The sequence below is a fragment of the Marinobacter sp. SS8-8 genome (genome assembly GCF_030540945.1).
In the GTDB taxonomy this organism is placed as follows: Bacteria; Pseudomonadota; Gammaproteobacteria; order Pseudomonadales; family Oleiphilaceae; genus Marinobacter.
The window spans coordinates 16,371-42,425 of sequence record NZ_JASSVN010000025.1 but is presented as its reverse complement, the minus strand read 5'-3'; the positions used below and the strand labels follow the sequence as shown (position 1 = coordinate 42,425).

38 protein-coding genes and 1 pseudogene are annotated in these 26,055 nt (G+C 55.4%); 1 reads left to right on the top strand and 38 read right to left on the bottom strand.

Features of this window, described 5'->3' with window-relative positions; all coding sequences use genetic code 11:
- Positions 1-106 precede the first annotated feature (106 nt).
- The 6 genes and pseudogenes from QPL96_RS17955 to QPL96_RS17935 all read right to left on the bottom strand — a co-directional run bounded on the left by QPL96_RS17955 (position 107) and on the right by QPL96_RS17935 (position 4,634).
- Positions 107-538 (bottom strand): type II toxin-antitoxin system death-on-curing family toxin, encoded by a 432-nt coding sequence (locus QPL96_RS17955; protein ID WP_303288668.1) that lies wholly within the window; start codon positions 536-538, stop codon positions 107-109.
- Between the two features lie 18 nt (positions 539-556).
- Positions 557-724 (bottom strand): hypothetical protein, encoded by a 168-nt coding sequence (locus tag QPL96_RS17950; RefSeq protein WP_303288667.1) that lies wholly within the window; start codon positions 722-724, stop codon positions 557-559.
- A 795-nt stretch (positions 725-1,519) separates the two neighbouring features.
- The gene (locus QPL96_RS17945) at positions 1,520-2,005 is read right to left on the bottom strand and encodes a DUF3592 domain-containing protein (protein WP_303288666.1); all 486 of its coding nucleotides are present in this window, start codon (positions 2,003-2,005) and stop codon (positions 1,520-1,522) included.
- A 223-nt stretch (positions 2,006-2,228) separates the two neighbouring features.
- The gene (locus QPL96_RS19510; protein ID WP_368388923.1) at positions 2,229-2,708 is read right to left on the bottom strand and encodes a transposase; all 480 of its coding nucleotides are present in this window, start codon (positions 2,706-2,708) and stop codon (positions 2,229-2,231) included.
- A gap of 16 nt (positions 2,709-2,724) precedes the next feature.
- Positions 2,725-2,928, bottom strand: a pseudogene (locus tag QPL96_RS19505) (DUF6444 domain-containing protein); the annotation flags it as partial.
- A 335-nt stretch (positions 2,929-3,263) separates the two neighbouring features.
- Positions 3,264-4,634, bottom strand: coding sequence for an MFS transporter (locus QPL96_RS17935; protein WP_303288665.1), 1,371 nt, complete (start codon positions 4,632-4,634; stop codon positions 3,264-3,266).
- 187 nt (positions 4,635-4,821) lie between these two features.
- Between QPL96_RS17935 and uvrA the strand changes: the two genes are divergently transcribed.
- A complete protein-coding gene (uvrA, locus tag QPL96_RS17930; RefSeq protein WP_303288664.1) occupies positions 4,822-7,644 on the top strand; it encodes an excinuclease ABC subunit UvrA in 2,823 nt (940 codons plus the stop codon).
- 131 nt (positions 7,645-7,775) lie between these two features.
- On the opposite strand, the gene rplQ is transcribed toward uvrA, so the two are convergent.
- From rplQ to rpsL, 32 genes are all read right to left on the bottom strand, one after another.
- Positions 7,776-8,174, bottom strand: coding sequence for a 50S ribosomal protein L17 (gene rplQ, locus QPL96_RS17925; RefSeq protein WP_117619479.1), 399 nt, complete (start codon positions 8,172-8,174; stop codon positions 7,776-7,778).
- 33 nt (positions 8,175-8,207) lie between these two features.
- Positions 8,208-9,212 carry a DNA-directed RNA polymerase subunit alpha gene (gene rpoA, locus QPL96_RS17920; RefSeq protein WP_022989799.1) on the bottom strand — a complete coding sequence of 335 codons (1,005 nt, stop codon included), beginning with the start codon at positions 9,210-9,212 and terminating at the stop codon, positions 8,208-8,210.
- Positions 9,213-9,259: 47 nt separating this feature from the next.
- The gene (gene rpsD, locus QPL96_RS17915) at positions 9,260-9,880 is read right to left on the bottom strand and encodes a 30S ribosomal protein S4 (protein WP_099619753.1); all 621 of its coding nucleotides are present in this window, start codon (positions 9,878-9,880) and stop codon (positions 9,260-9,262) included.
- Positions 9,881-9,898: 18 nt separating this feature from the next.
- Positions 9,899-10,288 (bottom strand): 30S ribosomal protein S11, encoded by a 390-nt coding sequence (rpsK, locus tag QPL96_RS17910; RefSeq protein ID WP_007153992.1) that lies wholly within the window; start codon positions 10,286-10,288, stop codon positions 9,899-9,901.
- A 13-nt stretch (positions 10,289-10,301) separates the two neighbouring features.
- On the bottom strand, positions 10,302-10,658 hold the full coding sequence (gene rpsM / locus QPL96_RS17905; protein ID WP_048497755.1) for a 30S ribosomal protein S13: 357 nt from the start codon (positions 10,656-10,658) through the stop codon (positions 10,302-10,304).
- 142 nt (positions 10,659-10,800) lie between these two features.
- Positions 10,801-10,914, bottom strand: a complete 114-nt coding sequence (gene rpmJ, locus QPL96_RS17900) for a 50S ribosomal protein L36 (protein WP_008174902.1) — start codon at positions 10,912-10,914, stop codon at positions 10,801-10,803.
- Between the two features lie 30 nt (positions 10,915-10,944).
- The gene (secY, locus tag QPL96_RS17895) at positions 10,945-12,267 is read right to left on the bottom strand and encodes a preprotein translocase subunit SecY (protein WP_303288663.1); all 1,323 of its coding nucleotides are present in this window, start codon (positions 12,265-12,267) and stop codon (positions 10,945-10,947) included.
- A 17-nt stretch (positions 12,268-12,284) separates the two neighbouring features.
- Complete coding sequence (gene rplO / locus QPL96_RS17890) at positions 12,285-12,719, bottom strand: 50S ribosomal protein L15 (RefSeq protein WP_099619750.1); 435 nt, start codon at positions 12,717-12,719, stop codon at positions 12,285-12,287.
- Position 12,720: 1 nt separating this feature from the next.
- On the bottom strand, positions 12,721-12,909 hold the full coding sequence (gene rpmD, locus QPL96_RS17885; protein ID WP_303288662.1) for a 50S ribosomal protein L30: 189 nt from the start codon (positions 12,907-12,909) through the stop codon (positions 12,721-12,723).
- Between the two features lie 4 nt (positions 12,910-12,913).
- The gene (gene rpsE, locus QPL96_RS17880; RefSeq protein WP_303288661.1) at positions 12,914-13,414 is read right to left on the bottom strand and encodes a 30S ribosomal protein S5; all 501 of its coding nucleotides are present in this window, start codon (positions 13,412-13,414) and stop codon (positions 12,914-12,916) included.
- Between the two features lie 12 nt (positions 13,415-13,426).
- Positions 13,427-13,774 (bottom strand): 50S ribosomal protein L18, encoded by a 348-nt coding sequence (gene rplR, locus QPL96_RS17875; protein WP_303288660.1) that lies wholly within the window; start codon positions 13,772-13,774, stop codon positions 13,427-13,429.
- A 9-nt stretch (positions 13,775-13,783) separates the two neighbouring features.
- Entirely contained in the window at positions 13,784-14,317 is a 534-nt protein-coding gene (gene rplF, locus QPL96_RS17870; protein WP_303288659.1) for a 50S ribosomal protein L6, read from the bottom strand.
- A gap of 9 nt (positions 14,318-14,326) precedes the next feature.
- A complete protein-coding gene (gene rpsH / locus QPL96_RS17865; protein WP_117619474.1) occupies positions 14,327-14,719 on the bottom strand; it encodes a 30S ribosomal protein S8 in 393 nt (130 codons plus the stop codon).
- A gap of 88 nt (positions 14,720-14,807) precedes the next feature.
- Positions 14,808-15,113 carry a 30S ribosomal protein S14 gene (gene rpsN, locus QPL96_RS17860; RefSeq protein WP_303288658.1) on the bottom strand — a complete coding sequence of 102 codons (306 nt, stop codon included), beginning with the start codon at positions 15,111-15,113 and terminating at the stop codon, positions 14,808-14,810.
- Between the two features lie 12 nt (positions 15,114-15,125).
- Complete coding sequence (rplE, locus tag QPL96_RS17855) at positions 15,126-15,665, bottom strand: 50S ribosomal protein L5 (RefSeq protein ID WP_303288657.1); 540 nt, start codon at positions 15,663-15,665, stop codon at positions 15,126-15,128.
- A 15-nt stretch (positions 15,666-15,680) separates the two neighbouring features.
- Entirely contained in the window at positions 15,681-16,001 is a 321-nt protein-coding gene (gene rplX / locus QPL96_RS17850) for a 50S ribosomal protein L24 (protein WP_303288656.1), read from the bottom strand.
- Positions 16,002-16,018: 17 nt separating this feature from the next.
- Entirely contained in the window at positions 16,019-16,387 is a 369-nt protein-coding gene (gene rplN / locus QPL96_RS17845; protein ID WP_007154005.1) for a 50S ribosomal protein L14, read from the bottom strand.
- A gap of 18 nt (positions 16,388-16,405) precedes the next feature.
- Positions 16,406-16,672 carry a 30S ribosomal protein S17 gene (gene rpsQ / locus QPL96_RS17840; protein ID WP_008174879.1) on the bottom strand — a complete coding sequence of 89 codons (267 nt, stop codon included), beginning with the start codon at positions 16,670-16,672 and terminating at the stop codon, positions 16,406-16,408.
- A 1-nt stretch (position 16,673) separates the two neighbouring features.
- The gene (gene rpmC / locus QPL96_RS17835) at positions 16,674-16,865 is read right to left on the bottom strand and encodes a 50S ribosomal protein L29 (protein ID WP_048497745.1); all 192 of its coding nucleotides are present in this window, start codon (positions 16,863-16,865) and stop codon (positions 16,674-16,676) included.
- On the bottom strand, positions 16,865-17,278 hold the full coding sequence (rplP, locus tag QPL96_RS17830) for a 50S ribosomal protein L16 (RefSeq protein ID WP_303288655.1): 414 nt from the start codon (positions 17,276-17,278) through the stop codon (positions 16,865-16,867). The genes rpmC and rplP overlap by 1 nt, the downstream gene beginning before the upstream one ends.
- Before the next feature lie 12 nt (positions 17,279-17,290).
- Positions 17,291-17,974 (bottom strand): 30S ribosomal protein S3, encoded by a 684-nt coding sequence (gene rpsC / locus QPL96_RS17825; RefSeq protein ID WP_048497743.1) that lies wholly within the window; start codon positions 17,972-17,974, stop codon positions 17,291-17,293.
- Positions 17,975-17,985: 11 nt separating this feature from the next.
- On the bottom strand, positions 17,986-18,318 hold the full coding sequence (rplV, locus tag QPL96_RS17820; protein ID WP_048497742.1) for a 50S ribosomal protein L22: 333 nt from the start codon (positions 18,316-18,318) through the stop codon (positions 17,986-17,988).
- Positions 18,319-18,334: 16 nt separating this feature from the next.
- On the bottom strand, positions 18,335-18,610 hold the full coding sequence (gene rpsS, locus QPL96_RS17815; protein WP_007154011.1) for a 30S ribosomal protein S19: 276 nt from the start codon (positions 18,608-18,610) through the stop codon (positions 18,335-18,337).
- 23 nt (positions 18,611-18,633) lie between these two features.
- The gene (gene rplB / locus QPL96_RS17810) at positions 18,634-19,461 is read right to left on the bottom strand and encodes a 50S ribosomal protein L2 (RefSeq protein ID WP_303288654.1); all 828 of its coding nucleotides are present in this window, start codon (positions 19,459-19,461) and stop codon (positions 18,634-18,636) included.
- Between the two features lie 17 nt (positions 19,462-19,478).
- Positions 19,479-19,772 carry a 50S ribosomal protein L23 gene (gene rplW, locus QPL96_RS17805; protein ID WP_117619470.1) on the bottom strand — a complete coding sequence of 98 codons (294 nt, stop codon included), beginning with the start codon at positions 19,770-19,772 and terminating at the stop codon, positions 19,479-19,481.
- On the bottom strand, positions 19,769-20,374 hold the full coding sequence (gene rplD, locus QPL96_RS17800; RefSeq protein ID WP_303288653.1) for a 50S ribosomal protein L4: 606 nt from the start codon (positions 20,372-20,374) through the stop codon (positions 19,769-19,771). Before rplD ends, rplW begins: the two co-directional genes overlap by 4 nt.
- An 11-nt stretch (positions 20,375-20,385) precedes the next feature.
- Positions 20,386-21,024: a 50S ribosomal protein L3 gene (gene rplC, locus QPL96_RS17795; protein WP_303288652.1), complete on the bottom strand. Its 639-nt coding sequence runs from the start codon at positions 21,022-21,024 to the stop codon at positions 20,386-20,388.
- Positions 21,025-21,101: 77 nt separating this feature from the next.
- Complete coding sequence (rpsJ, locus tag QPL96_RS17790; protein WP_041341420.1) at positions 21,102-21,413, bottom strand: 30S ribosomal protein S10; 312 nt, start codon at positions 21,411-21,413, stop codon at positions 21,102-21,104.
- Positions 21,414-21,597: 184 nt separating this feature from the next.
- Positions 21,598-22,794 (bottom strand): elongation factor Tu, encoded by a 1,197-nt coding sequence (gene tuf / locus QPL96_RS17785; protein ID WP_303288643.1) that lies wholly within the window; start codon positions 22,792-22,794, stop codon positions 21,598-21,600.
- 35 nt (positions 22,795-22,829) lie between these two features.
- Positions 22,830-24,935: an elongation factor G gene (gene fusA, locus QPL96_RS17780; protein ID WP_303288651.1), complete on the bottom strand. Its 2,106-nt coding sequence runs from the start codon at positions 24,933-24,935 to the stop codon at positions 22,830-22,832.
- Positions 24,936-24,953: 18 nt separating this feature from the next.
- The gene (gene rpsG, locus QPL96_RS17775; protein WP_303288650.1) at positions 24,954-25,424 is read right to left on the bottom strand and encodes a 30S ribosomal protein S7; all 471 of its coding nucleotides are present in this window, start codon (positions 25,422-25,424) and stop codon (positions 24,954-24,956) included.
- 114 nt (positions 25,425-25,538) lie between these two features.
- Positions 25,539-25,913, bottom strand: a complete 375-nt coding sequence (rpsL, locus tag QPL96_RS17770) for a 30S ribosomal protein S12 (RefSeq protein WP_012139854.1) — start codon at positions 25,911-25,913, stop codon at positions 25,539-25,541.
- Between the last annotated feature and the right edge of the window lie 142 nt (positions 25,914-26,055).

The window sequence follows — 26,055 nt, the reverse complement described above, 5'->3', positions numbered from 1 at the left end:
CTGCGAGTTCGGAGTAAGAAGAGAAACCCCGCGTCGCTACGCTCCGATGGGTGGCAGCCTTGCTCCGGTCCGGGTGGCAGGCTTCACGTGGAATGGGTGGCAACCTTCAGCGGTTTACGCACTCAAGCCACGCCCTTTCGGAATCGGTCAGCTCACGGGTATGTTCGGCGAGAATATCAGCGATGCCGTCCTGATCGATTACGTCCTTGGCAAGATCGACATAGAGATCCACCAGCTGTCGGTGGCTAATCTCAAGCTGATAACCATTAAGCAGCAGGAAAACATGCGTGCATACAGCAGCCGTTCTTTTGTTGGCATTTGCAAAGGCATGATTTTTGGCCAGGCCAAATGCTAGAGAGGCCGCCAAGTCGCAAATATCGCTGCCTTGACAATAGTAATGGGTGAGACTGGGGCGAGCACAAGCAGACTCAAGACCACGCCAGTCAGCAACATGTTTTTGCTCGGCTGGGGTGTATGAGTCTATCTGTTCATCATGAAGTGCGCAGACTTGCTCTACCGTGAGGTAACGAACTTCCAATGTTGCCTCCGGCAGAGATTAGCGGGTCGCCAATTCCTTATAAGCCTCTGCGTATTGCTCCTGAGACTTTGCAGACGCCGCTTTGATGAGAGCCAGGTGATCACCTGAAAGCGGCTTGGAATTCTTAAACGGGCGCCGCTTCCTGGCGTCCATTGCCTGGCAGTCGATTTGCTTAGCTACTGACATGACTGCTCCTCCTTACGATTGCGCCAGAATTAGCACAATGCTAAATCGGGTTGACGATTCTGAAGGTTTGCGGTTCAAAAAACAACCACTAGAAACCACTTATAACCACGTATTCACAACCCCTACCACTAACACTAGACCTGTTTACCACAGTTAACAATACGTAGTTGGTCACGGTTCGTATCGATTCGTTCCACAAAATCGTCGTTTCCAAAGTGTCCACAAAGTGTCAACGTAACTGTGTTTTTGAGTGGTTATGTGTGGAATGCTATTTTTGCAAGTGGCTGTTTTATGGGCTATTGTGGTTTTCTGTGGGCCAGAAAAGAGGTGCGGCATCGGGTTGAAAATCCCCGTGTCGGTGGTTCGATTCCGCCACCGGGCACCACTCTTCCCTTCCAATCAATAACTTAGGAGGGATTTAAGAGCTGTCCCATCATTAGTCTCCACATCCCAGATTTGCTTAGAAAACGCTCAAACATTGCCTGAGCGTGATCTTTCCGTACTCCTTCACGAATTTAGCTCTGTATAACCAAACCTTCCGTAACCGCCTGTTCTGCCATTCCATTCAACCACAAAGTTGCTACCCAGCCAATTTTGCTTGGCCAAACGGCCTAATCGTCTTTATTCGAACGAGACCTTTTGAAGAAGCAACTCCTTTAACCAATGTTGCTGCGAAAGATAGCCATGATCGCGCCAAACTACTGTGGTAGGAAATTGACGACGTAACTTGGCAGCTAGGGTCGCAAAGCGAACATTGACACCAGTATTACAACCTTCTGGCTTCAGTCGCGGGATTCAATGATAAGACGCCCAGTAGCCAATCAGTGGACCAATCCAAATCGCAACGCTCACGCAGATCCCGAACCAACCCGGTCTCAGTAGCGTGCTCTTTTTCGGGTTATTTGGGTTGAAGAAAATCCGCACTTGGTCGCCTCTCCGATCAATGCTTTTAAACTGATGATTTAAGATTGCACTGGCATTGTGATTGGTAATAAAAATCCACGGTGAGACGCGTTTGCCTCGATGTTTTTTCCCGCGCACCTCGTATTCATACAGCACATCAATCATGTACTGAGTTTCCGAAGGTGAGGTATCGTATGCGCCGAAGGTTCGCGTGCCTGCCTTTAACAGTTTGCCAGTAGTGGATGGCCATTGCCGCATACGCCACTGGCCAATTAGCGAAATACTCATGGCCAGAAAGCAATAGAGCGCAATAAAAAACACAATTCCTTGCTTTTCACCGGCTACAGCCAGCTCCCACATCGCAGTCAGGTATTCCATGTAATTCGCTTTAGTTAGCTTCGAATCCGCTTTCCTATTCTCCATATTTTCTGAGGGGATAAAACGAATCGTTTCCCTTTACTGGCCGAAATCAATCAACGGCGACCACTGGTACGTTGGTCGCAAAGCGAACATTCTGACCGTAGTCCGAAGGCCTCCGTTTGAGGCAGGGCGTGTCATGCGTACCGGGTTGGATCTACACCAGGCATTCTTTCCTCCTGATTTATCTCTGCGATAGGCAGACAACGAATCTGTCACGGTTTTTATTAAAGCGCTTTCCTACCCCGGTTGTGGTTGAATGGAATGATAAAGCCCGTGTGCGTTTGAGCCGGCCGCGTTTGCCCTGCCGTTGGCTTTCATCCGGGGGCGGACACTCTTCTTCCGCTTTCTTGAGGCATTGCCGGTATGCCTTGCGCCAATCCTCCGCCTTGTCCGGCGGCAGGCTGCCGCAGGCATTCTTGACCGCATCATTCATGGTGCACAGCAGGGTCTGCATGCGCTGCGCCCAGGCCTGCTTGTCCTGTTCCCAGGCGCGCTGCAGTTCCCGCAGATGGTGGGCATTGCAGAGCGCATGCCCGCACTCATAGCGGAACGTCGCCACTATGCGCTGTCCCTGTTCGTTCTCCAGGATCCCGGCCTGGTACTCGGTGACGAAGCGGCTGATGTCCAGGTCGAAGACCTGGCGCTTCTCGTAGCCGACCACTCGGAATTGGTTGCCCTGGGGCAGGAGGCCGGTTCGGATCCTGGGAGGGCGGCTTGCTGCTGTTGCTACTATTGGCGCTGACCCGGCCGAGCAAGATCTGGATCAGCGCAATCAGCAACTCAATGGTCGTGCGCAGCGACACCGACAGGGTCGGGTCGTCCTGGAGTTGTTGCCTGACGTTTGCCAGGATGTCATCGACATCCCTGTTATTGATCTTCATGAACCTGAGCCCGGTCGTTTGGTGCGGCCATTATCGCACGACTTTTCCAGGCCGGATTTTTCCTCCTGAGCAGGTGTGTGCGGGACTTTCCCTGTTGGCGACCTGCCCGGGGATGCCTGTCCGTTTAAACACCACTGACGGGATGACAGGCGACTTGAGCGCCCCTTTACCGCAATGCCCCGGACGTGGCCGAAATTCCCAGGATTTGAGAAAAAACCCTGTCAAGCACTTTTTGAGAAAAAGTGAGCTGAATAGTTACGTTTACGCCTCGCGCCATCTTCCGCTCCTGGTCCTGCTTTCAGGGACAGCCCGCAGGGAGTGCGGGCTTCCGGATTTCAAGAACTGCCAGCCTGCCGGACAAAGGAAAAGTCCGCAAGTAACGCTTCATCAAATTGCTGACGATCTACCTTAAGATAAGCGGTGGCAGCGTCTTCCACAATAACCACATCCCGTACCCCTGGCAGGCGACGGAGATTGTCATCGATGTCGTCGTACTGGTCGTTCATAACCTGCTGCAGCTGTAACACGAAACTGGTGGTGTAACCGGGAGCAGGCATAGTGAACGCCACCAGCAACCACAGGCCAAGCACCGCAACCATAAACCAGAGCACCCCCCCAGTTCCGACAACCTCCAGCAGGAAGCCACCCAGCGCGCCCCCGAGAAATGCGCCCATAAACTGGGAAGTGGAATAGACACCCATCGCCGTCCCTTTACTGGCGGCTGGCGCCTCCTTGCTGATCAGCGAGGGTAAGCTGGCTTCCAGCAGATTGAACGCCATGAAAAAGAAAAACAGCCCGACCCATGCAGCAACTAGGCTGGCGGACACCCCTGTCAAGCCGGCGGTGGCCAGGGTCAGCAGGGTAATCGCCCCGCACAGAACCGGTTTCATCTTGCGCTTTTTCTCACCAATAATGATGAACGGCACCATGGCAAAGAAAGACGTTACCATCACGCTCAGGTAAAACCACCAGTGCGAACTGCTGGCAAGCCCCAGGGTATCCCGCAACATCGAAGGAAATACCAGGAACAGAGCCGTCAGCACCAGATGCAGGGCAAAGATCCCGAAGTCCAGCCTGAGCAGACGGCCATCGGAAACCACACGGCCCAGCATATCCCTGGCCGGATGAGTATCGGCACTGGTTTTGTGCTGGTGTGGGGTGGGAACCAGCCGGTTAACGATCACCAGAGCCACCACAGCAAGCGCCGCCGTCACATAGAAAATACCGGACAGCCCCCACCAGGCGCCAAGAAGAGGCCCAAGGACCAGCGAGACAGAAAACGACAACCCAATGGTGATCCCAACCGTAGCCATGGCTTTGGTTCGCTCCTCTTCCCGGGTCAGGTCGCTGAGCAAGGCCATCAGCACACTGGCAATCGCCCCCGCCCCCTGAAGAATCCGACCGGCAATCACAACGTATATGGAATCCGTGGCGCCAGCCAAAAGACTACCCGTGGCAAACAGCACCAGACCGATATAGATCATGCGCTTTCGCCCGACCCGGTCTGAGAGCATGCCAAAAGGAATCTGTAGCAAGGCCTGGCTGAGGCCATAGGCGCCCATGGCAAAACCGAGCAAGGCGGGCGTGGCACCTTCAAGCTCGCTACCGAGCAGCATGAACACCGGCATCACCATGAACAGTCCGAGCATGCGCATGGCGTAGACAGACGCCAGGGCCGATACGGAGCGTTTTTCCAGCGTGTTCATGGCAGTTACGTACCTCAGCCGGGGGTTGAAAGCGGTCAGATTGAGGGCACATATCCCTCGCAGGCGGCGCATTGTAACAGAAGGCGCCGCAGCGGGGGACTCCCGCCACCGCGTCTTGCCTCTCCATCATTTTCGCCGCAGCAGGCCCAACGCGGTATAATTTTCGTTTTTATCCGAGCGAGGTGTTATGGACCATATCCAGATCAAAGGGGCACGAACCCACAACCTGAAGAACATCGACCTGGATATGCCTAGGGACAAGCTGATTGTGATAACCGGCCTTTCCGGTTCGGGCAAATCATCCCTGGCGTTTGACACGCTCTATGCCGAAGGCCAGCGACGTTACGTGGAATCCCTGTCCACCTATGCCCGCCAGTTCCTGTCCATGATGGAAAAACCGGATGTGGACCACATCGAGGGCCTGTCACCGGCCATTTCCATCGAACAGAAATCCACTTCCCACAACCCCCGCTCCACCGTGGGCACCATTACCGAGATTTACGACTACCTCCGTCTGCTCTTCGCCCGGGCCGGCGAACCCCGTTGCCCGGACCACGGCCAGCCCCTGGAGGCACAGACCATCAGCCAGATGGTGGACCAAGTGCTGGCGATGCCGGAGGACAGCAAACTGATGATCCTGGCACCAATAATCCGTGACCGGAAAGGCGAGCACCTCCAGGTGATCGAAACCATGCGCAGCCAGGGGTTTATCCGCCTTCGGGTCGATGGCGCGGTTTACGACATCGACGACGTGCCCGCCCTGGACAAGAAACGCAAGCATCAGATTGATGTGGTGGTCGACCGCTTCAAGGTCAAGCCCGGTCTGGAGCAGCGCCTTGCCGAGAGCTTTGAAACCGGTCTGGAGCTGTCCGATGGTATTGCGCTGGTCGCTCCGATGACTGGTGAGGGTGAAGAACACACCTTCTCCGCCCGCTACGCCTGCACCCAGTGTGGCTATGCCCTCAGTGAACTGGAACCCCGCTTGTTCTCATTCAACAACCCGGCCGGCGCCTGTCCGACCTGCGACGGCCTGGGTGTAAAGCAGTTCTTTGACCCGGAAAAGATTGTCCAGCACCCGGAAGCAACGCTGGCCTCCGGGGCCATCAAGGGCTGGGACCGGAGAGCTGTCTACTACTTCCAGATGCTCGGCAGCGTCGCAGAGCATTATGGCATCGATCTGGAAACGCCCTGGGCGGAGTTGCCTGAGGAATTCCGCAACCTGTTACTGTTCGGCTCCGGCAGCGAAGCCATTCCATTCCGTTATGTGAATTCCCGGGGCCATATCATGGAAAAGGCTCATCCGTTCGAGGGCATTCTGCCAAACCTGGAGCGCCGCTACCGGGAGACGGACTCCCAGAGTATGAGGGAGGAACTTGCCCGCAACCTGAGCACCCAGCCCTGCAAGGACTGTCACGGCTCACGCCTGCGCCGCAGTGCCCGCCATGTTTTTATCGAAGATCACAACATTTCAGACGTAACCCGGTTGCCAGTGGGCGACGCGCACAATTACTTCGAGACCCTGGCTCTGCCCGGGCGGAAAGGGGAAATCGCCGAGAAAATCCTGAAGGAGGTGCGGCAACGCCTTCAGTTTCTGGTAAATGTCGGCCTGGAATACCTGACCCTCGAGCGTAGTGCGGACACCCTGTCCGGCGGGGAAGCCCAGCGGATCCGTTTGGCCAGCCAGATTGGCGCCGGGCTGGTGGGTGTCATGTACATTCTCGACGAGCCCTCCATCGGCCTGCACCAGCGGGATAACGACAGGCTGCTGGCCACCCTCACCCACCTCCGGGATCTGGGCAACACCGTTATTGTGGTTGAGCACGACGAGGACGCCATCCGTGCCGCCGATCACGTGATCGACATAGGCCCGGGTGCCGGCATCCACGGGGGGAACGTCATCGGACAGGGCACTCCCCAGCAGATCATCGACAATCCTGACTCGCTCACAGGCCAGTACCTTAATGGCACCCGGGAAATTGCAATTCCCAAAAAACGGCACAAGGGCAACGGTCAAACACTGGTCCTGACCGGGGCAACAGGAAATAATCTCAGGGATGTCACCCTTACCCTGCCCCTAGGGGTGATGACCTGCATCACCGGTGTGTCGGGTTCGGGCAAGTCAACCCTGATCAACAGCACCCTGTATCCGGTGGCTGCCGCCAGGCTGAACAAGGCCACCAGCCTGAACCACTCGCCCTATCAGTCCCTGAAGGGCCTGGGCCAGCTAGATAAGGTCATCGATATTGACCAGAGCCCCATCGGCCGAACTCCACGCTCCAACCCCGCCACCTACACCGGCCTGTTTACCCCTATTCGGGAACTCTTCGCCGGCACCCAGGAGTCTCGCTCCCGGGGGTACAAGCCCGGTCGCTTCTCCTTTAACGTCAAGGGCGGTCGGTGCGAGGCCTGCCAGGGTGATGGCGTAATCAAGGTAGAGATGCACTTCCTGCCGGATGTGTATGTTCCCTGCGACGTCTGCAAGGGCAAGCGCTACAACCGTGAAACCCTGGAAGTCCGGTACAAGGGCAAGAACATCAACGAAGTCCTGCAAATGACCGTTGAGGAGGGCCGGGAATTCTTCGACGCCGTGCCGTTCCTCGCCCGAAAACTCCAGACCCTGATGGATGTGGGCCTGTCCTACATTCGCCTGGGCCAAAGCGCTGTCACCCTCTCCGGCGGCGAAGCCCAACGGGTAAAACTTGCCAAAGAACTGTCCAAGCGGGATACCGGCAAGACCCTGTACATCCTGGACGAACCGACCACCGGCCTACACTTCTATGACATCCAGCAACTGCTCAATGTACTGGAACGCCTGCGGGATCACGGCAATACAATAGTGGTGATCGAACACAACCTGGACGTGATCAAGACCGCTGACTGGATCATCGACCTGGGCCCGGAGGGCGGATCGGGCGGCGGCCTGATTATCGCGGAGGGTACACCCGAAGAAGTTGCAGATAACCCGGCTTCCCACACGGGTCGTTACCTGAAACCGATGCTGGGGAGATAAACATGGGGTCATGAACACGGGGCATGAACATGGGGTCAGATGAAAGCTTTCATCTGACCCCTTTTTCATTCCAGGCACAAAAAAACCGGAAGACTTGACCCTTCCGGTTTTTACGAACCGAGCCGAGGCAATTAATCCTCGTCTTCGTCCACCTCTTCCGCCTCAATATCCAGTGGGCGACCGACCAGCTCAACAAATGCCATCGGGGCATTGTCGCCGGCACGGAAACCGCACTTCAGAATACGAAGGTATCCACCCGGACGCTCGCTGTAACGGGGACCAAGCTCACCAAACAGCTTGGCAACCGCTGCATCGTCACGCAGGCGTGAGAACGCCAGACGACGATTCGCGACCGAATCATTCTTGGAGAGCGTGATCAAAGGCTCAGCTACCCGGCGAAGCTCTTTGGCTTTCGGCAGCGTTGTTTTGATCAGCTCGTGTTCAACCAGTGACGCAGTCATGTTACGGAACATGGCCTTGCGATGCGCACTGGTCCTGCTGAACTTACGACCACTCTTACGATGACGCATTGCTCTGATTCCTTACCTTAAACTAATCGGCGATTAACCGCCCAGAACCCGGTCGTCGCCACGAAGGCTAGCCGGTGGCCAGTTATCAAGACGCATACCCAGTGACAGACCACGGGACGCCAATACGTCCTTGATCTCGGTCAGCGACTTTTTACCAAGGTTAGGCGTCTTCAACAGCTCAACTTCTGTGCGCTGGATAAGATCGCCGATGTAGTAAATGTTCTCAGCCTTCAAGCAGTTCGCTGAACGCACTGTCAACTCCAGATCATCAACCGGACGCAGCAGAATCGGATCGATTTCTTCCTCTTCCTCAACGCGCTCGGGTTCTTTCTCATGATCAAAATCGACGAACACCGCCAGTTGCTGCTGGAGAATGGTAGCCGCCCGTCGAATGGCTTCTTCCGGGTCGATGGTGCCATTGGTCTCCAGGTCAATAACCAGCTTGTCCAGATCGGTCCGCTGCTCTACCCGTGCACTTTCCACGGCGTAAGCCACACGACGAACCGGGCTGAACGTTGCATCCAGCTGCAGGCGCCCGATGGCACGGGTTTCGTCCTCGTCAAGACCACGCTGGTCTGCCGGCTCATAGCCGCGACCACGGGCAACACGCAGGCGCATGTTCACTTCACCATTCTCGCTAAGGTGACAGATCACATGCTCCGGGTTAGCAATCTCGACATCATGATCCAGCTTGATATCACCGGCTGTCACAACGCCCGGGCCTTTCTTGCTGAGCGTAAGCTCGGCATCGTCCCGACCGTGCATTTTTACGGCGACGCCCTTGAGATTCAGAAGGATCTCAATCACGTCTTCCTGGACACCCTCAATGGCACTGTACTCGTGCAGGACACCGTCAATCTGCGCTTCAGTCACGGCGCAGCCCGGCATCGAAGACAAGAGAATCCGGCGCAGTGCACTGCCCAGGGTATGGCCAAAGCCCCTTTCCAGAGGCTCAAGCGTAACCTTGGCACGTGTGGCGCTTGATTCCTTCACGTCAATGGTACGAGGTGTCAATAACTCATGTACTGAACGCTGCATAGACGCCCCTATCTGCTATCGTTGCTACTTACGTTGCAAATCAGGCTTTACTTGGAGTAAAGCTCGACGATGAGGTTCTCGTTGATGTCGGCCGGCAATTCAGTACGCTCGGGTACTGACCTGTAAACGCCGGACATCTTGTTGGCGTCGACCTCTACCCAGCTCACCGGTGCACGACTTGCAGACAGATCCAGTGCGCCTTTGACACGCAGCTGGTTCCTGGCCTTCTCACGCACACTCACAACATCACCCGGCTTGACCTGGTAGGAAGCGATATTCACTACCTTGTCGTTTACCAGGATCGCTTTGTGAGAAACGAGCTGACGGGACTCTGCACGGGTAGAACCAAAGCCCATGCGGTATACAACGTTATCCAGGCGGCCTTCCAGAAGCTGCAGCAGGTTTTCACCGGTTGCACCTTTGATTCGGGCTGCCTCTTTATAGTAGTTGCGGAACTGCTTCTCCAGTACACCGTAGATACGACGGACTTTCTGTTTTTCACGAAGCTGCACGCCGTACTCGGACAGACGACCGCGACGCGCGCCGTGCATACCCGGCGGAGTCTCGATGTTGCACTTGGAATCGAGCGCGCGAACACCGCTCTTCAGAAAAAGATCTGTCCCTTCACGACGAGACAGCTTGCACTTCGGGCCTATATAACGAGCCATAATTCACTGTCTCCTGTGTTAGACGCGGCGCTTTTTGGGCGGACGACAGCCGTTATGGGGAATCGGCGTCACATCTGTGATGTTGGTGATCTTGTAGCCACACGCATTCAGCGCGCGAACTGCGGATTCACGTCCAGGCCCAGGACCCTTAACCTCTACGTCCAGGTTTTTAAGGCCGTATTCAGCAGCCGCATTACCGGCTCTTTCAGCTGCTACCTGCGCAGCAAAAGGTGTACTCTTGCGTGACCCACGGAAACCGGAACCACCGGAGGTGGCCCAGGACAGGACGTTGCCCTGACGGTCGGAAATGGTCACGATAGTGTTGTTGAAGGACGCGTGAATGTGCGCGACGCCATCAACAACCGTCTTTTTCACCTTTTTACGGGTACGTGTACCTGGCTTTGCCATGATTGCCTACCTGTTACTTACGAATAGGTTTGCGAGGACCTTTACGGGTGCGTGCGTTGGTCTTGGTGCGCTGGCCACGGACCGGAAGGCCATGACGATGGCGCAGACCACGGTGACATCCGAGATCCTTCAAACGCTTGATGTTCATCTGTACTTCACGACGCAGGTCGCCCTCGACAGACACCTTGCCCACTTCCGTACGAAGTGCTTCAAGCTGCTCGTCGCTCAGGTCCTTGACCTTGACGTCCGGTTTGACACCGGTTGCGTCGCAAAGCTTCTGGGCTGTTGTCTTGCCAACACCAAAGATGTAGGTCAGCGAGATAACAGCATGTTTGTGATCGGGTATATTGACACCGGCTATACGTGCCATCCAAATTACTCCGCGTTCAAAGCTTTGCTGTGTGAATTTTCCGCCACTATAAAAGGGCGCGAAATAATAGCGCCTGACCCCCGCTGGGGTCAAGCGCTATTATTCGTACCCTCTACAATGTCAGTTCCGGATCCGATGCGGATCAGCCCTGGCGTTGCTTGTGGCGAGGCTCCGAGCAAATGACCCGTACCGAGCCATTGCGACGAATTACTTTGCAGTTACGGCAAATTTTCTTTACCGAAGCGCGTACTTTCATTGTCGACTCCAGTTTTCAAGGGGAACGGGGTTAACCGTTCCGACCATAGCCCTTGAGATTGGACTTCTTCATCAGCGATTCATACTGATGGGACATCAGGTGCGACTGAACCTGCGCCATGAAATCCATCACCACGACTACAACAATCAGCAGTGAGGTACCACCCAGATAGAACGGTATATTCCCGGCCACCATCAGGAACTGAGGAAACAGGGACACTGCTGCAATGTACATTGCACCGAACAGCGTCAGGCGGGTCAGCACACCATCAATATACTTGGCGGTCTGATCACCAGGACGGATGCCCGGAATAAAGGCGCCAGAGCGCTTGAGGTTATCCGCAACTTCTTTCGGGTTATACATCAGGGCTGTGTAGAAGAAGCAGAAAAAGACCACTGCTGCTGCAAACAGGATAATGTACAACGGCTGACTGGGAGCAAGCGCCTGCGACACATCGCTGAGCCATTCCATGCCCTCACCCTGACCAAACCACTGGCCGATCGACGCCGGGAACAGCAGGATGGAAGACGCGAAAATGGGCGGAATAACACCGGCCATGTTCACCTTGAGCGGCAAGTGACTGGATTGCTGGGCGAACACCCGACGACCCTGTTGCCGCTTGGCATAGTTAATGGTCAGCCGACGTTGCCCACGCTCCATAAAGACCACGAAGCCAATGACAGCAATCGCCAGAACGCCAATACCAAGAACCAGCAGCACGCTCATCTCACCGTTCCGCGCCTGCTCCAGCGTCTGGCCGATTGCTCCGGGCAGGCCAGCCACGATCCCCGCAAAAATCAGCAGTGAAATGCCGTTGCCTACGCCCCGCTCGGTGATCTGCTCACCCAGCCACATCATGAACACGGCGCCACTGACAAAGGACACAACCGCCACAAAGTGGAAGCTGAAGCTATCATTGAAAGTGACACCCTGCGATGCCAGACCGACAGAGATACCAGCGCCCTGAACCAGGGCGAGGATAACCGTACCGTACCGCGTGTACTGGCTGATCTTGCGACGACCAGCTTCTCCCTCTTTCTTCAGCTGCTCAAGCTGCGGACTGACCGCAGTCATGAGCTGCATGATAATCGAGGCCGAGATATACGGCATGATACCGAGAGCGAAGATACTCATGCGCTCAAGCGCACCACCGGAAAACATGTTGAACATGCTCAGGATTGTGCCCTGATTCTGTTCAAACAGTGCCGCCAGACGGTCCGGGTTGATACCCGGCACCGGAATGTGGGCACCGATCCGGTACACCAGCAATGCCAGGAAGACAAACCAGAGCCGTGATCGCAGCTCTGCCAGTCCTTTACCCGCGCCCGCAGGCAACGATGCGTTCTTGGCCATTTAGTCCTCGACTCGCCTTAGTCTTCGACTTTACCACCCGCGGCAGAAATTGCCTCGCGCGCGCCTTTGGTTACCCGAAGTCCCTTGACGGTTACCGCACGGCTCAGTTCGCCGGACAGGATAACCTTGGCTTCGCGAATTTCTTCACGAATGATATCTGCCTTCTTCAGGGCCTCGAGATCAACCACATCGCCTTCAACCTTCGCCAGTTCGTTCAGGCGAATTTCGGCAACATAACGCTGCTGGCGAGACGTGAAGCCGAACTTCGGCAGACGACGGGCCAACGGCTGCTGACCGCCCTCAAAACCAGGCGCTACGCTGCCGCCGGACCGGGCCTTCAGACCCTTGTGACCGCGACCACCGGTTTTACCGAGACCACTACCGATACCACGACCAACGCGCCTGGCGGCCGGACGTGAACCGGGTTCTGGACTAAGTTCGTTCAGACGCATCTTAGTTCTCCTCAACCCGAACCAGGTAATCAACCCGGTTGATCATGCCGCGGATGGAAGGTGTATCTTCCACTTCCACGGTGTGACCGATTTTACGAAGACCCAGGCCCCTCACACACAGTTTGTGCTTGGGCTGGCAGCCGATGGGGCTGCGGGTCAGAGTTACTTTGATCGTGTTTGCGTTCACCATGACTTCAACCCAGAATCTCTTCCACGGTCTTACCGCGCTTGGCTGCAATATCTTCAGGCGCCTGTGTCGCCTGGAGCCCCTTGATGGTGGAACGTACTACGTTCACCGGGTTGGTAGACCCGTAACACTTGGACAGTACGTTCTGAACACCCGCAACTTCCAGTACCGCACGCATCGCACCGCCGGCGATGATACCCGTACCTTCGGACGCAGGCTGCATGTAGACCTTGGAGCCGCCATGCTGAGCCTTGACCGGGTATTGCAGAGTGGTGCCGTCCAGCGGAACCTCTATCATATTCTTGCGTGCAGCTTCCATGGCTTTCTGGATAGCAACCGGCACTTCACGCGCCTTGCCACGACCGAAACCAACGCGACCTTTACCATCACCCACTACAGTCAGTGCGGTGAAGGCGAAAATACGGCCGCCTTTAACTACCTTGGCGACGCGATTGACCTGAACCAGCTTCTCCTGGAGCTCAGGCGCCTTCTGTTCGTTAACGCTCATCTTCTCCACCTCTTAGAATTGCAAGCCAGCTTCACGGGCTGCGTCGGCCAACGCCTGGACACGGCCGTGATAACGGTAACCGGAGCGGTCAAAAGCAACCTGCTCAACACCTGCCGCCTTGGCACGCTCAGCAATCAACTGACCGACCTTCTTGGCAGCGTCCACGTTACCGGTTGCACCCTGGCGCAGTTCCTTATCCAACGTGGAGGCAGTGGCAATAACCTTGCTGCCATCTGCAGTCGTGACCTGGGCGTACATGTGACGCGGTGTGCGATGCACGCACAGGCGATTGGCACCCAGCTCACGGATCTTCATGCGCACTTTGCGTGCGCGACGCAATCTTTCGTTATTCGCGCTCATAGTCCCGCCTTATTTCTTCTTGGCTTCTTTGCGTCTGACCTGCTCATCCGCATAACGAACACCCTTGCCCTTGTATGGCTCGGGCGGACGGAACGCGCGGACTTCCGCAGCGACCTGGCCAACCTGTTGCTTGTCGATACCGCGAATCACAACTTCCGTATTGGACGGAGTTTCTGCGGTAATCCCCTCGGGCAGCTCATACTCGACCGGATGGGAAAAACCCAGTGTCAGGTTGAGCTTCTTACCTTGCGCCTGGGCACGGTAACCTACGCCCGTCAGCTGAAGTTTACGTTCCCAGCCTGTGGAGACACCGGTCACCATGTTGTTGACCAGTGCACGAGTAGTACCAGCAAGAGCGCGGGACTGTTTAGCACCATCGCGAGCCGCAAAGCGCAGAAGGTTTTCTTCCTGCTTTACTTCAACCGCCTGGTGAATGGTGATTTGAAGCGCTCCCCTGGCGCCCTTCACATTGATTTCCTGTCCGTTCAGCTTAACCTCAACACCGGAAGGCAGCACGACAGGATTATTGGCAACCCTGGACATGTGGTTCTCCTAGAATACGGTGCAGATGACTTCGCCACCCACGCCGGCAGCACGTGCGGCGCGGTCTGTCATAACGCCCTTGGACGTTGAGACAATCGCGACTCCCAGACCACCGGATACTTTCGGCAGTTCCCCAGCGCCTTTGTACTGGCGCAGACTCGGACGGCTGACCCGTTTGATCTCTTCAATAACCGGCTTGCCACCGAAGTACTTCAGAGTGATCGTCAGCTCGGGCTTCGCGTCGGCTGAAACGGAAAAATCGTCAACGTAACCTTCGTCCTTAAGGACCTGGGCTACGGAGATCTTCATCTTTGAAGACGGCATCGCAACGTCTGCTTTTGATGCCATCTGTGCATTACGGATACGGGTAAACATATCCGCAAGCGTGTCTTGCATACTCATTGGTATGAGGCTCCTGATCTTTTTAGTTGTGCAGCGGCGTGCCGCACCGCTTACCAACAGGCACCTGACCGGGGTCAGAGTGCCTATCTTACCAGCTTGCCTTGGTCAGGCCCGGAACGTCACCGCGCATGCCGTATTCACGGAGTTTGATCCGTGAAAGCTCGAACTTGCGCAGAACGCCGTGGGGCCGACCAGTCACCTGGCAACGATTACGAAGACGCGAAGGGGATGCATCGCGAGGAAGCTGCTGAAGCTTCATCTGTGCATTCCAACGGTCACCATCGCTGGTATTCGGGTTCTTGATAATCGCCTTGAGTTCAGCACGCTTTGCTGCAAATTTCGCAACAGTCTGCTCGCGCTTAAGCTCACGGTTCTTCATGGAAACCTTAGCCATTACACTCGTTCCTTATTTCCTGAACGGAAAGCCAAAGGCTTTCAACAGTTCGCGACCTTCATCGTCGGTACCGGCAGTGGTGGTAATGGTGATGTCCAGACCACGGATCTTGTCGACTCTGTCGTACTCGATCTCGGGGAAAATGATCTGCTCACGCACACCCATGCTGTAGTTACCGCGACCGTCGAACGACTTGGGATTCAGACCCCGGAAGTCACGAATGCGGGGAACCGCAATGTGAACCAGGCGATCAAAGAAATCCCACATACGCTCGCCACGCAGGGTGACTTTACAGCCGATAGGCCAACCTTCACGGATCTTGAAACCCGCAACGGATTTACGTGCCTTGGTAACAACCACTTTCTGACCTGCCAGGCGCTCAAGATCCGCCACGGCATTTTCAATCAGCTTTTTGTCACCAACCGCTTCGCCGACACCCATGTTAAGGGTGATCTTTTCGATACGCGGCACCTGCATCACGTTCTTGTAACCGAACTCTTTCTGCAGGGCGGGTACCACTTCCTTACTGTACTGCTCTTTACTGTTAAGCATCGTAACCACCACCGCTTACTGGTTATCGACAGCTTCGTTCGTGGACTTAAAGATCCGCACTTTCGCGCCGTCTTCCCTGGTCTGGAAGCCTACACGATCGGCTTTGCCGGTCTGCGGATTAAAAATAGCCACGTTGGAAGCCTGGATAGGTGCTTCTTTTTCGACGATGCCACCTGGGGAGCCCAGCATCGGGTTCGGCTTGGTGTGCTTCTTGATCATGTTGATCCCGGAAACAACCATACGACCATCGTCCTGAACCTTCAGGACTTTACCACGTTTGCCTTTATCTTTCCCCGTAGTGACGATTACTTCGTCATCTCGTTTGATCTTTTTCATAACCGGCCTCTGGTCCTTTAAAGTACTTCGGGTGCCAGTGAGATAATTTTCATGAACTTTTCATTACGCAGTTCACGGGTAACCGGTCCGAAGATACGGGTACCAATAGGAGCGTCCTGATTGTTCAGAAGTACTGCCGCGTTTCCGTCGAAACGGATCAGCGAACCGTCGGGACGGCGAACACCCTTGCGGGTGCGCACCACGACAGCTTTCAGGACCTGGCCTTTCTTCACTTTACCGCGGGGGATGGCTTCCTTGACGGTCACCTTGATGATATCCCCTACGCTGGCATAACGCCGATGTGAACCGCCCAGGACCTTGATGCACATCACCTGACGCGCACCGCTGTTATCCGCGACTTCAAGCATTGTTTGAGTCTGAATCATGGTTGTTCTCCGGGCGAATTACACCTTGGATGCACGTTCGGTGACTTCCACCAGGGCCCAACTCTTGGTCTTGGAGACCGGACGGGTTTCCTGGATGGTCACAGTGTCGCCGATGTTGCACTGATTGCTCTCATCGTGAGCATGGATCTTGGTTGAACGCTTCATGTACTTACCGTACAGCGGGTGTTTCACCTGACGTTCGACCAGCACCACAATGGATTTCTCCATCTTGTTGCTCACGACCTTGCCGCTCAGAGTTCTGGCAGTTTGGGTAGCTTCAGTCATGTCACTGTCCTGCCTTGTCATTCAATACTGTTTTCACGCGAGCGATGTCGCGCTTCACCTTGGCGAGAAGATGAGACTGATTCAGCTGACCTGTCGCCTTGCGCATGCGCAGGTTGAACTGCTCCTTCAGGAGGTCGATCAACTCTTTGTTCAGCTCCTCGACGGATTTTTCACGCAGCTCTGTTGCTTTCATCACATCACCGTCCTCGTTACAAAGGTGGTCTGTACCGGCAATTTGGCCGCAGCGAGTGAGAAGGCTTCACGTGCCACGTCTTCGGCGACACCTTCCATCTCGTAGAGCATGCGGCCTGGCTGGATTTCAGCCACCCAATACTCGACAGAACCCTTACCTTTACCCATTCGAACTTCAAGCGGCTTTCCGGTGATCGGCTTGTCCGGGAAGACCCGGATCCAGATCTTACCGCCCCGCTTGATGCGACGAGTCATGGTACGACGCGCCGCTTCAATCTGGCGCGCAGTTATACGCCCACGGCTCGTGGCCTTCAATCCGTATTCACCGAAGCTCACCTTGTTGGCGCGGTGAGCAAGACCGGTATTGCGGCCTTTCATTACCTTGCGAAATTTGGTGCGTTTTGGTTGCAGCATAAGAGTGCCCCTTTACTTAGAACCTTTCTTCCCAGAGGCTTTCTTGTCAGCACGGACCTGCTCCATACCACCAAGAATCTCACCTTTGAAGATCCATACCTTGACGCCGATTACGCCGTAAGTGGTATGCGCTTCGTAGGTTGCGTAATCAATATCTGCACGCAGAGTGTGCAGAGGTACACGACCTTCGCGATACCACTCGGAACGCGCAATTTCAGCACCCCCGAGACGACCGCCCACCTGGATCTTGATACCCTTGGCGCCCTGGCGCATGGCGTTCTGTACCGCACGCTTCATAGCGCGACGGAACATCACACGACGCTCCAGCTGGCCGGCAACGTTTTGCGCTACCAAGCGGGCATCCAGGTCCGGCTTGCGGACTTCTTCGATGTTGATATGCACAGGCACACCCATCATGTCGCTGACTTCGCGACGCAGACGATCAACATCTTCACCCTTCTTACCGATAACAATACCGGGACGGGCAGTATGGATCGTGATACGGGCGTTCTGAGCAGGGCGCTCGATCACAATCTTGCTGACAGACGCCTTCACCAGACGCTTGTCGAGGAATTCACGAACCTGAATGTCATTCAGCAGGTTTTTCGCGTATTCCTTTTTGTCGGCATACCAGACTGAGTTGTGCTCTTTTATCACACCCAGACGCATGCCGGTTGGATTTACTTTATGACCCATCTGAGCATCTCCTACTTGTCGGCGACCTTGACGGTGATATGGCAGGTGCGCTTGAAAATCCGGTCAGCGCGCCCCTTGGCTCGAGCTTTGATTCGCTTGAGCGTCGGACCCTCATCCACCATCACAGTGGAAACCCGCAGTTCGTCAACGTCCAGACCTTCGTTGTGCTCAGCGTTGGCGATGGCAGACTCAAGAGCTTTCTTGATGACTGTTGCCGCCTTTTTCGGGCTGAAAGTCAGAATGTTCAGGGCGTCCTCAACCGCCTTGCCGCGCACTTGGTCAGCGACAAGACGTGCTTTCTGAGCTGAGAGGCGAGCGCCCTTGTACTTGGCTGCTACTTCCATTTCTATTACCTCACAATCAGCGTTTAGCTTTCTTGTCGGCCGCATGACCACGATAAGTACGCGTTGCCGCGAACTCACCCAGCTTATGCCCAACCATATCTTCGGTGACATAAACCGGCACGTGCTGCTTGCCGTTGTGGACTGCAATGGTCAGGCCTACCATCTCCGGAAAAACTGTTGACCGACGCGACCAGGTTTTGATCGGCCGCTTGTCATTAGCTTCCAGAGCTGCCTCGACCTTCTTCAACAGATGCAGGTCTATAAAAGGACCTTTCTTCAAAGAACGTGGCACAGCAATTACCTCTATGTAGTCGTTTACTTGGCCGAACGACGACGTACTATCATCTTGTCAGTACGCTTGTTCTTACGAGTCTTATGTCCTTTGGTCGGAACACCCCACGGAGTAACCGGGTGACGCCCGCCAGAGGTACGCCCTTCACCACCACCATGCGGGTGGTCAACTGGGTTCATAGCAACACCACGTACGGTTGGCCGTTTGCCGCGCCAGCGTGATGCACCCGCTTTACCAAGCTGCTTGAGGCTGTGTTCGCTGTTGGATACCTCACCCAGCGTGGCACGGCAATCTACAAGCACCTTTCGCATTTCACCTGAGCGCAGGCGGATGGTGGCATAAGCACCTTCCCGGGCAACCAGCTGTACGGATGCGCCCGCAGAACGGGCCAGCTGTGCACCTTTACCAGGTTTGAGTTCGACGCAGTGAACCACGGAACCGACCGGAATATTCCGGAGCGGCAGCGTGCTGCCCACTTTGATCGGCGCGTCGATACCGGAGCGCACAGGATCACCGATCTGGACACCCTTGGGAGCGATAATGTAGCGACGCTCGCCATCGGCGTACTTCAGCAGTGCAATGTGCGCAGAGCGGTTAGGATCGTATTCCAGGCGCTCAATGACCGCCGGGATACCATCTTTGGTCCGCTTGAAATCGATAACACGGTAGTGCTTCTTGTGGCCACCACCCACGTGACGGGTTGTAATTCGGCCTACATTGTTACGACCACCCGTCTTGTTCTTTCTTTCTACCAACGGTTCGTAAGGGCGCCCAGTGTACAGGTCCGGGTTGTAAAGCTTTACAACGTGACGGCGTCCGGCAGATGTTGGTTTGGTTTTGACGATCGGCATATTACGACCCCTTTACCTTATTCCACATCCAGAAAATCGATGTCCTGACCTTCAGCCAGCTTTACGTAAGCCTTACGAATGTCATTACGCTTGCCGAACCCGCGGGTGGTGCGCTTGAGCTTACCCTTTCGGTTCAGAACCTGAACACCTTCGACGGTGACGTTGAACAGCTGCTCAACGGCTTTCTTGATCTCGGGCTTGGTGGCATCCGGGGCAACCCGGAAAACAACCTGGCCGTGCTCGGCCACCAGAGAAGCTTTTTCCGATACGTGCGGCCCAAGCAGGACCTGATAAATGCGTTCCTGATTCATCCCAGCATCTCCTCGATCTTCTTCAGAGCGGGAACAGTGACAACGACCTTCTCGAAGGAAACCAGGCTAACCGGATCCAGGCCAGCAATATCGCGCACGTCAATGTGCGGAATGTTGCGTGATGCCAGGTGCAGATTCTGTTCGACATTGTCGGACAGAATCAGTGCATTGGTCACACCGATGTCCTTCAGCCGGGCGTTGAATGCCTTGGTCTTGGGGCTGTCAACGCTCATGTCGTCAACAACAACCAGCCGCTCCTGGCGAACCAGCTCGGAAAAAATGGAGCGCATCGCTGCGCGGTACATCTTGCGGTTAACCTTCTGCTCGAAACTACGGGGCTTTGCAGCGAAGGTAACGCCCCCGGAGCGCCAGATCGGGCTACGAATCGTACCGGCACGGGCACGACCGGTACCCTTCTGACGCCATGGCTTTTTACCGCCACCGCTAACTTCGGAACGCGTCTTCTGAGCCTTGGTACCCTGGCGGCCAGCTGCCATGTAAGCAGTAACAACCTGGTGAACCAGCGACTCGTTAAAATCTTTGGCGAACGCGGCGTCGGAAACCGAGATTCCCTTGCCGCTACCTGTAATAGTCAATTCCATCGCACCGCTCCTCAGGCTTTAACTGCAGGCTTGATGACAACATCGCCGCCAGTTGCGCCGGGTACGGCACCACTCACCAGCAGCAGGTTGCGCTCGGCGTCGACACGGACAATTTTCAGGTTCTGCACGGTAACCTGCGCGTTACCCATCTGGCCCGCCATCTTTTTGCCCTTGAATACCTTACCCGGAGTCTGGTTCTGACCAATGGAGCCCGGAGCACGGTGAGAGAGGGAGTTACCGTGGGTAGCGTCCTGCATGGAGAAGTTCCAGCGCTTGACGCCGCCCTGAAAACCCTTACCTTTGGACTGTCCGGTGGCGTCAACTACCTGACCGTCTGCAAAGACGGAAGCTGTAATCTCGCCACCGGCGGCCAGGTCATCACCTTCGCCATCAGCCAGGCGGAATTCCCATATACCACGACCGGCTTCAACGCCTGCCTTGGCAAAGTGGCCAGCTTCACTCTTGGTTACACGGGAGGAACGACGAGTGCCCACGGTGACCTGAACGGCACGGTAGCCATCGCTTTCAAGAGTCTTAAGTTGGGTAATCCGGTTGGGCTCAACCTCGATTACCGTCACGGGCAGCGCCTGCCCGTCTTCCGTAAAAATACGGGTCATACCGGCCTTGCGACCGACAACACCAATTGCCATGTTTCACCTCTTAAGTGTACGGGGCTCTCACCCTCTATGGCCTTATGACAGTTACACAGACTGATACCGGGCAGGTATTAGCCGAGGCTGATCTGAACGTCTACACCTGCTGCCAGGTCCAGCTTCATCAAAGCATCCACTGTCTTCTCCGTCGGCTCGACGATGTCGAGCAGACGCTTGTGAGTACGAATTTCGTATTGATCTCGCGCGTCTTTATTAACGTGCGGAGAGACCAATATTGTGTACTTTTCCTTCCGCGTCGGCAGAGGAATAGGCCCACGCACCTGAGCACCGGTCCGCTTGGCGGTATCGACGATCTCCTGCGTGGACTGGTCGATAAGGCGATAATCAAACGCCTTCAACCGGATTCGAATTTTTTGGCTTTGCATGATGCACCAAACTCCACTCGTAGCAGCTACTGTTAGCCGACCTTCAAAAAAAGGAGCCGCATTGTATGCATAATGCCCAACCGTGTCAACTGCCACGCAGATTGACACGGTTGGGTGACATATGCGGCTTTAACAGAAAAAGGGGCTGATATTTCAGCCCCTTTTTCCGGACCAAACGAGCGAATTACTCGATGATCTTGGAGACCACGCCGGCACCAACGGTACGGCCGCCTTCGCGAATCGCGAAGCGCAGACCATCTTCCATGGCGATCGGAGCAATCAGGGTAACACTCATCTTCACGTTGTCACCCGGCATAACCATTTCCACACCTTCCGGCAGTTCACAGGAACCCGTTACGTCGGTGGTACGGAAGTAGAACTGCGGACGGTAACCCTTGAAGAACGGCGTATGACGCCCCCCCTCTTCCTTGGACAACACGTACACTTCACACTCGAACTTGGTGTGCGGCTTGATGGAGCCCGGCACACACAGAACCTGACCACGCTCAACGTCGTCACGCTTGGTTCCACGCAGCAGAACACCCACATTCTCACCAGCACGACCTTCGTCCAGCAGCTTGCGGAACATTTCAACGCCGGTACAGGTGGTCTTCACGGTATCCTTGATACCCACGATTTCCACTTCGTCACCCACCTTGACGATGCCACGCTCAACACGACCGGTTACCACCGTACCACGACCGGAGATGGAGAAGACGTCCTCAATCGGCATCAGGAACGGCTGATCAATCGCACGCTCCGGCTCAGGGATGTACTCGTCCAGGGCTTCCACCAGCTTCCTGACCGCAGTCGTACCCATCTCGTTGTCGTCTTTGCCTTCCAGCGCCATCAGCGCAGAACCGGTAATGATCGGCGTGTCGTCACCCGGGAAGTCGTACTGGCTCAGCAGATCACGAACTTCCATCTCGACCAGCTCAAGCAGCTCTTCATCGTCAACCATGTCCGCCTTGTTCAGGAACACAACGATGTAAGGCACGCCCACCTGACGGGACAGCAGGATATGCTCACGAGTCTGCGGCATGGGACCGTCCGCTGCCGAGCAAACCAGGATAGCGCCGTCCATCTGGGCCGCACCGGTGATCATGTTCTTAACATAATCCGCGTGGCCCGGGCAGTCTACGTGAGCGTAGTGACGGGCCGGGGAATCGTACTCCACGTGAGAGGTCGCAATGGTAATACCACGCGCACGCTCTTCCGGGGCGTTGTCAATCTGGTCAAACGCACGGCTCTCGCCCGTACCCCAGACTTCGTGACACACGCGCGTCAGGGCTGCTGTCAGAGTGGTCTTGCCATGATCAACGTGACCAATGGTGCCCACGTTCAAGTGCGGCTTATTACGCTCAAATTTAGATTTAGACACGGTTACACCTCTTCCTGTTTCTTAAGTCCTGGGGATCAACCCTTTTTAATGATCGCTTCGGCAATGTTCGAAGGAGCTTCCATATAGCGGGAGAACTCCATCGCATAAGACGCCCGACCCTGAGTCGCTGAACGCAGGTCAGTGGCGTAACCGAACATCTCCGACAACGGAACTTCTGCGCGGATGATTTTACCCGAAGGGCCTTCATCCATACCCTGAATCAGGCCGCGACGACGGTTCAAATCACCGACGACATCGCCCATGTAATCCTCAGGGCTGACGACTTCAACTTTCATGATGGGCTCGAGAAGCGCGGGATTGGCTTCCAGGGCACCTTTCTTCATCGCCATGGAGCCGGCGACCTTGAAAGCCATCTCGTTGGAGTCAACATCGTGATACGAGCCGTCATACAGGGTCGCCTTAATGCGCAGCAGCGGATAGCCGGCCAGACAGCCGTTCTGCATCTGCTCGGAAATACCCTGCTGGACTGCCGGGATGTATTCCTTCGGAACCACACCACCAACAATCTCATTCACGAAGATAAAGTTTTCGCCATCTTCATCGTCCAGCGGCAGCGGCTCAAGCTTGATCTTGACGTGACCATACTGACCGCGACCACCAGACTGCCGAACAAACTTGCCTTCGACGTCTACCGGCTTGCGGATGCACTCACGATACGCCACCTGCGGCTTGCCAATGTTGGCTTCAACCTTGAACTCGCGACGCATGCGGTCAACGATGATATCCAGGTGAAGCTCACCCATGCCAGAGATAATGGTCTGCCCGGATTCCTCGTCGGTACGCACCCGGAATGACGGATCTTCCTGGGCCAGTTTGCCCAAAGCAACACCCATCTTCTCCTGGTCCGCCTTTGACTTCGGCTCAACCGCCACAGAAATTACCGGCTCAGGGAATTCCATACGCTCAAGGACAATCTTGTGATTTTCGTCGCACAGAGTGTCACCCGTGGTGACACTCTTCAGGCCGATGGCCGCAGCTATATCACCCGCCAGAACCTCTTTGATCTCCTGGCGATCTTTGGAGTGCATCTGAACCATACGGCCGACACGCTCCTTCTTGCCCTTCACAGAGTTGTAGACGGCATTGCCGGATTCCAGCTTGCCAGAGTACACCCGAAAAAAGGTCAGGGTACCCACAAACGGATCAGTCGCAATCTTGAAGGCCAGAGCCGCAAACGGCGCCTCGTCATCGACCGGACGGGTTTCTTCGGTGCCGTCTTCGTCTACCTCACCCCGAATGGCTTTTACTTCGTCCGGAGCCGGCAGGAATTCGATAACGGAGTCCAGAACCGCCTGGACGCCCTTGTTCTTGAACGCGGAGCCGCAGGTGGCAACAACGATTTCGTTGGCCAGGGTGCGCAGGCGCAGACCCTTCTTGATCTCGTCGACAGACAGCTCACCTTCTTCGAGGTACTTCTCCATCAACTCTTCGTTGGCTTCCGCCGCAGCTTCCATCATCTGCTCGCGATACATGGCGACTTCTTCGACCATATCCTCGGGAACGTCTCTCTGATCATAAGTAGCACCGGAATCGTCTTCATTCCAGTAGATCGCCTTGTTACGGATCAGGTCGACGATTCCGGCGAATTTGTCTTCGGAACCGATCGGCAACTGAATGGGAACCGCGCTTGCACCCAGACGGTTCTTGATCTGGTCAACAACCCGCAGGAAGTTGGCACCGGCACGGTCCATCTTGTTGACGAACACCATGCGGGGAACTTCGTACTTGTTGGCCTGACGCCACACGGTCTCGGACTGAGGCTCAACACCGGAGGAGCCGCAGAACACCACAACAGCACCGTCGAGTACGCGCAAGGAACGCTCTACCTCGATGGTAAAGTCAACGTGCCCCGGGGTGTCGATGATATTGATCCTGTGCTCCGGATACTGCTTGTCCATGCCCTGCCAGAAACAGGTCGTCGCAGCTGAGGTAATGGTAATACCACGCTCCTGCTCCTGCTCCATCCAGTCCATGGTAGCCGCACCATCATGAACCTCACCGATTTTGTGGGAAATACCTGTGTAGAACAGGACCCGCTCGGTGGTTGTGGTTTTGCCCGCATCAACGTGCGCACAAATACCAATGTTTCTGTAACGCTTGATAGGAGTCTTGCGTGCCACTGTATAAACCTCGGCTGATTAGAAACGGAAGTGAGAGAACGCCTTGTTGGCTTCTGCCATGCGGTGAACGTCTTCGCGCTTCTTAACAGCGGAGCCTTTGCTGTCAGCGGCGTCCAGAATTTCACCAGCCAGACGCTGCGCCATGGACTTCTCACCGCGCTTCCGAGAATATTCGACGAGCCAGCGCATCGCCAGCGCGTTCTGACGGGAAGGCCGCACCTCTACCGGCACCTGGTAGGTAGCACCACCCACACGACGGGACTTGACCTCAACCATCGGCTGGATGTTTTCCAGGGCCTTCTCGAACATGTTGATCGGCTCTTCTTTTGATTTCTCGGCAACAATGTCCAGCGCGCCGTAAACAATGCGCTCTGCAACCGACTTCTTGCCACTTTCCATCACATGATTGATGAACTTGGCAAGACGTGCGCTGCCGAATTTGGGATCCGGGATAATTTCCCGTTTTGCTGCAACTCTTCTTCTAGGCATCGATAAGCCCTTATATATCCAAAAGGTCTTCAGGAACCCCTGAGATAGCAAATGCTACTCAGCCTTACTCTTACCGTTCTGACAAGCAACGATAAAAGGCACCCGTCCGGGAGATCAGGACTTGGGTCGTTTTGCACCGTACTTGGAGCGGCCCTGCTTGCGGTTCTGCACACCCTGGGTGTCCAGTGTTCCGCGAACAGTGTGATAGCGCACACCCGGAAGGTCTTTTACTCGACCGCCACGGATCAGCACAACACTGTGCTCCTGAAGGTTGTGACCTTCACCACCAATGTATGAGGAAACCTCGAAGCCGTTGGTCAGGCGAACACGGCACACTTTACGCAGTGCTGAGTTCGGCTTCTTCGGCGTTGTGGTATACACACGAGTGCACACACCACGGCGCTGAGGGCAGGCCTGGAGAGCAGGGACATCGCTCTTGGCTACCTTGCGTTTACGAGGCTTACGCACCAACTGATTAATCGTTGCCATGTAAGCAAACTCCAAAAAACCATATCAATGAAACTTACCCCCTGTGCAGGGGGTAAAATTTAAGGGACGCAAGTGTAAGCCTGCGCCCCCGGACAGTCAAGACGACTGGTCTCTTTTTGACCACCTCACAGGTAGGTAACTA

Coding starts and splice junctions, on each gene's coding strand:
- rpsL (WP_012139854.1), bottom strand. CDS start 25,913: ATGGCAACGATTAATCAGTTGGTGCGTAAGCCTCGTAAACGCAAGGTA.
- rpmC (WP_048497745.1), bottom strand. CDS start 16,865: ATGAAAGCAACAGAGCTGCGTGAAAAATCCGTCGAGGAGCTGAACAAA.
- rpsD (WP_099619753.1), bottom strand. CDS start 9,880: ATGGCTCGTTATATAGGCCCGAAGTGCAAGCTGTCTCGTCGTGAAGGG.
- rpsH (WP_117619474.1), bottom strand. CDS start 14,719: ATGAGTATGCAAGACACGCTTGCGGATATGTTTACCCGTATCCGTAAT.
- QPL96_RS17935 (WP_303288665.1), bottom strand. CDS start 4,634: ATGAACACGCTGGAAAAACGCTCCGTATCGGCCCTGGCGTCTGTCTAC.
- rplB (WP_303288654.1), bottom strand. CDS start 19,461: ATGCCGATCGTCAAAACCAAACCAACATCTGCCGGACGCCGTCACGTT.
- rpsM (WP_048497755.1), bottom strand. CDS start 10,658: ATGGCACGTATAGCCGGTGTCAATATACCCGATCACAAACATGCTGTT.
- rpsN (WP_303288658.1), bottom strand. CDS start 15,113: ATGGCTAAGGTTTCCATGAAGAACCGTGAGCTTAAGCGCGAGCAGACT.
- rplV (WP_048497742.1), bottom strand. CDS start 18,318: ATGGAAGTAGCAGCCAAGTACAAGGGCGCTCGCCTCTCAGCTCAGAAA.
- rpmJ (WP_008174902.1), bottom strand. CDS start 10,914: ATGAAAGTACGCGCTTCGGTAAAGAAAATTTGCCGTAACTGCAAAGTA.
- rplQ (WP_117619479.1), bottom strand. CDS start 8,174: ATGCGTCATCGTAAGAGTGGTCGTAAGTTCAGCAGGACCAGTGCGCAT.
- rplP (WP_303288655.1), bottom strand. CDS start 17,278: ATGCTGCAACCAAAACGCACCAAATTTCGCAAGGTAATGAAAGGCCGC.
- rplR (WP_303288660.1), bottom strand. CDS start 13,774: ATGAGCGCGAATAACGAAAGATTGCGTCGCGCACGCAAAGTGCGCATG.
- rplC (WP_303288652.1), bottom strand. CDS start 21,024: ATGGCAATTGGTGTTGTCGGTCGCAAGGCCGGTATGACCCGTATTTTT.
- QPL96_RS17950 (WP_303288667.1), bottom strand. CDS start 724: ATGTCAGTAGCTAAGCAAATCGACTGCCAGGCAATGGACGCCAGGAAG.
- rpmD (WP_303288662.1), bottom strand. CDS start 12,909: ATGGTGAACGCAAACACGATCAAAGTAACTCTGACCCGCAGCCCCATC.
- rpsJ (WP_041341420.1), bottom strand. CDS start 21,413: ATGCAAAGCCAAAAAATTCGAATCCGGTTGAAGGCGTTTGATTATCGC.
- rplD (WP_303288653.1), bottom strand. CDS start 20,374: ATGGAATTGACTATTACAGGTAGCGGCAAGGGAATCTCGGTTTCCGAC.
- rpsC (WP_048497743.1), bottom strand. CDS start 17,974: ATGGGTCATAAAGTAAATCCAACCGGCATGCGTCTGGGTGTGATAAAA.
- rpsE (WP_303288661.1), bottom strand. CDS start 13,414: ATGAGCGTTAACGAACAGAAGGCGCCTGAGCTCCAGGAGAAGCTGGTT.
- QPL96_RS17945 (WP_303288666.1), bottom strand. CDS start 2,005: ATGGAATACCTGACTGCGATGTGGGAGCTGGCTGTAGCCGGTGAAAAG.
- rplW (WP_117619470.1), bottom strand. CDS start 19,772: ATGAATCAGGAACGCATTTATCAGGTCCTGCTTGGGCCGCACGTATCG.
- rplX (WP_303288656.1), bottom strand. CDS start 16,001: ATGAAAAAGATCAAACGAGATGACGAAGTAATCGTCACTACGGGGAAA.
- rpoA (WP_022989799.1), bottom strand. CDS start 9,212: ATGCAGCGTTCAGTACATGAGTTATTGACACCTCGTACCATTGACGTG.
- secY (WP_303288663.1), bottom strand. CDS start 12,267: ATGGCCAAGAACGCATCGTTGCCTGCGGGCGCGGGTAAAGGACTGGCA.
- rplN (WP_007154005.1), bottom strand. CDS start 16,387: ATGATTCAGACTCAAACAATGCTTGAAGTCGCGGATAACAGCGGTGCG.
- rpsQ (WP_008174879.1), bottom strand. CDS start 16,672: ATGACTGAAGCTACCCAAACTGCCAGAACTCTGAGCGGCAAGGTCGTG.
- rpsK (WP_007153992.1), bottom strand. CDS start 10,288: ATGGCAAAGCCAGGTACACGTACCCGTAAAAAGGTGAAAAAGACGGTT.
- rplO (WP_099619750.1), bottom strand. CDS start 12,719: ATGCGTCTGAACGAACTTAGTCCAGAACCCGGTTCACGTCCGGCCGCC.
- rplE (WP_303288657.1), bottom strand. CDS start 15,665: ATGCTTAACAGTAAAGAGCAGTACAGTAAGGAAGTGGTACCCGCCCTG.
- uvrA (WP_303288664.1), top strand. CDS start 4,822: ATGGACCATATCCAGATCAAAGGGGCACGAACCCACAACCTGAAGAAC.
- rplF (WP_303288659.1), bottom strand. CDS start 14,317: ATGTCCAGGGTTGCCAATAATCCTGTCGTGCTGCCTTCCGGTGTTGAG.
- rpsG (WP_303288650.1), bottom strand. CDS start 25,424: ATGCCTAGAAGAAGAGTTGCAGCAAAACGGGAAATTATCCCGGATCCC.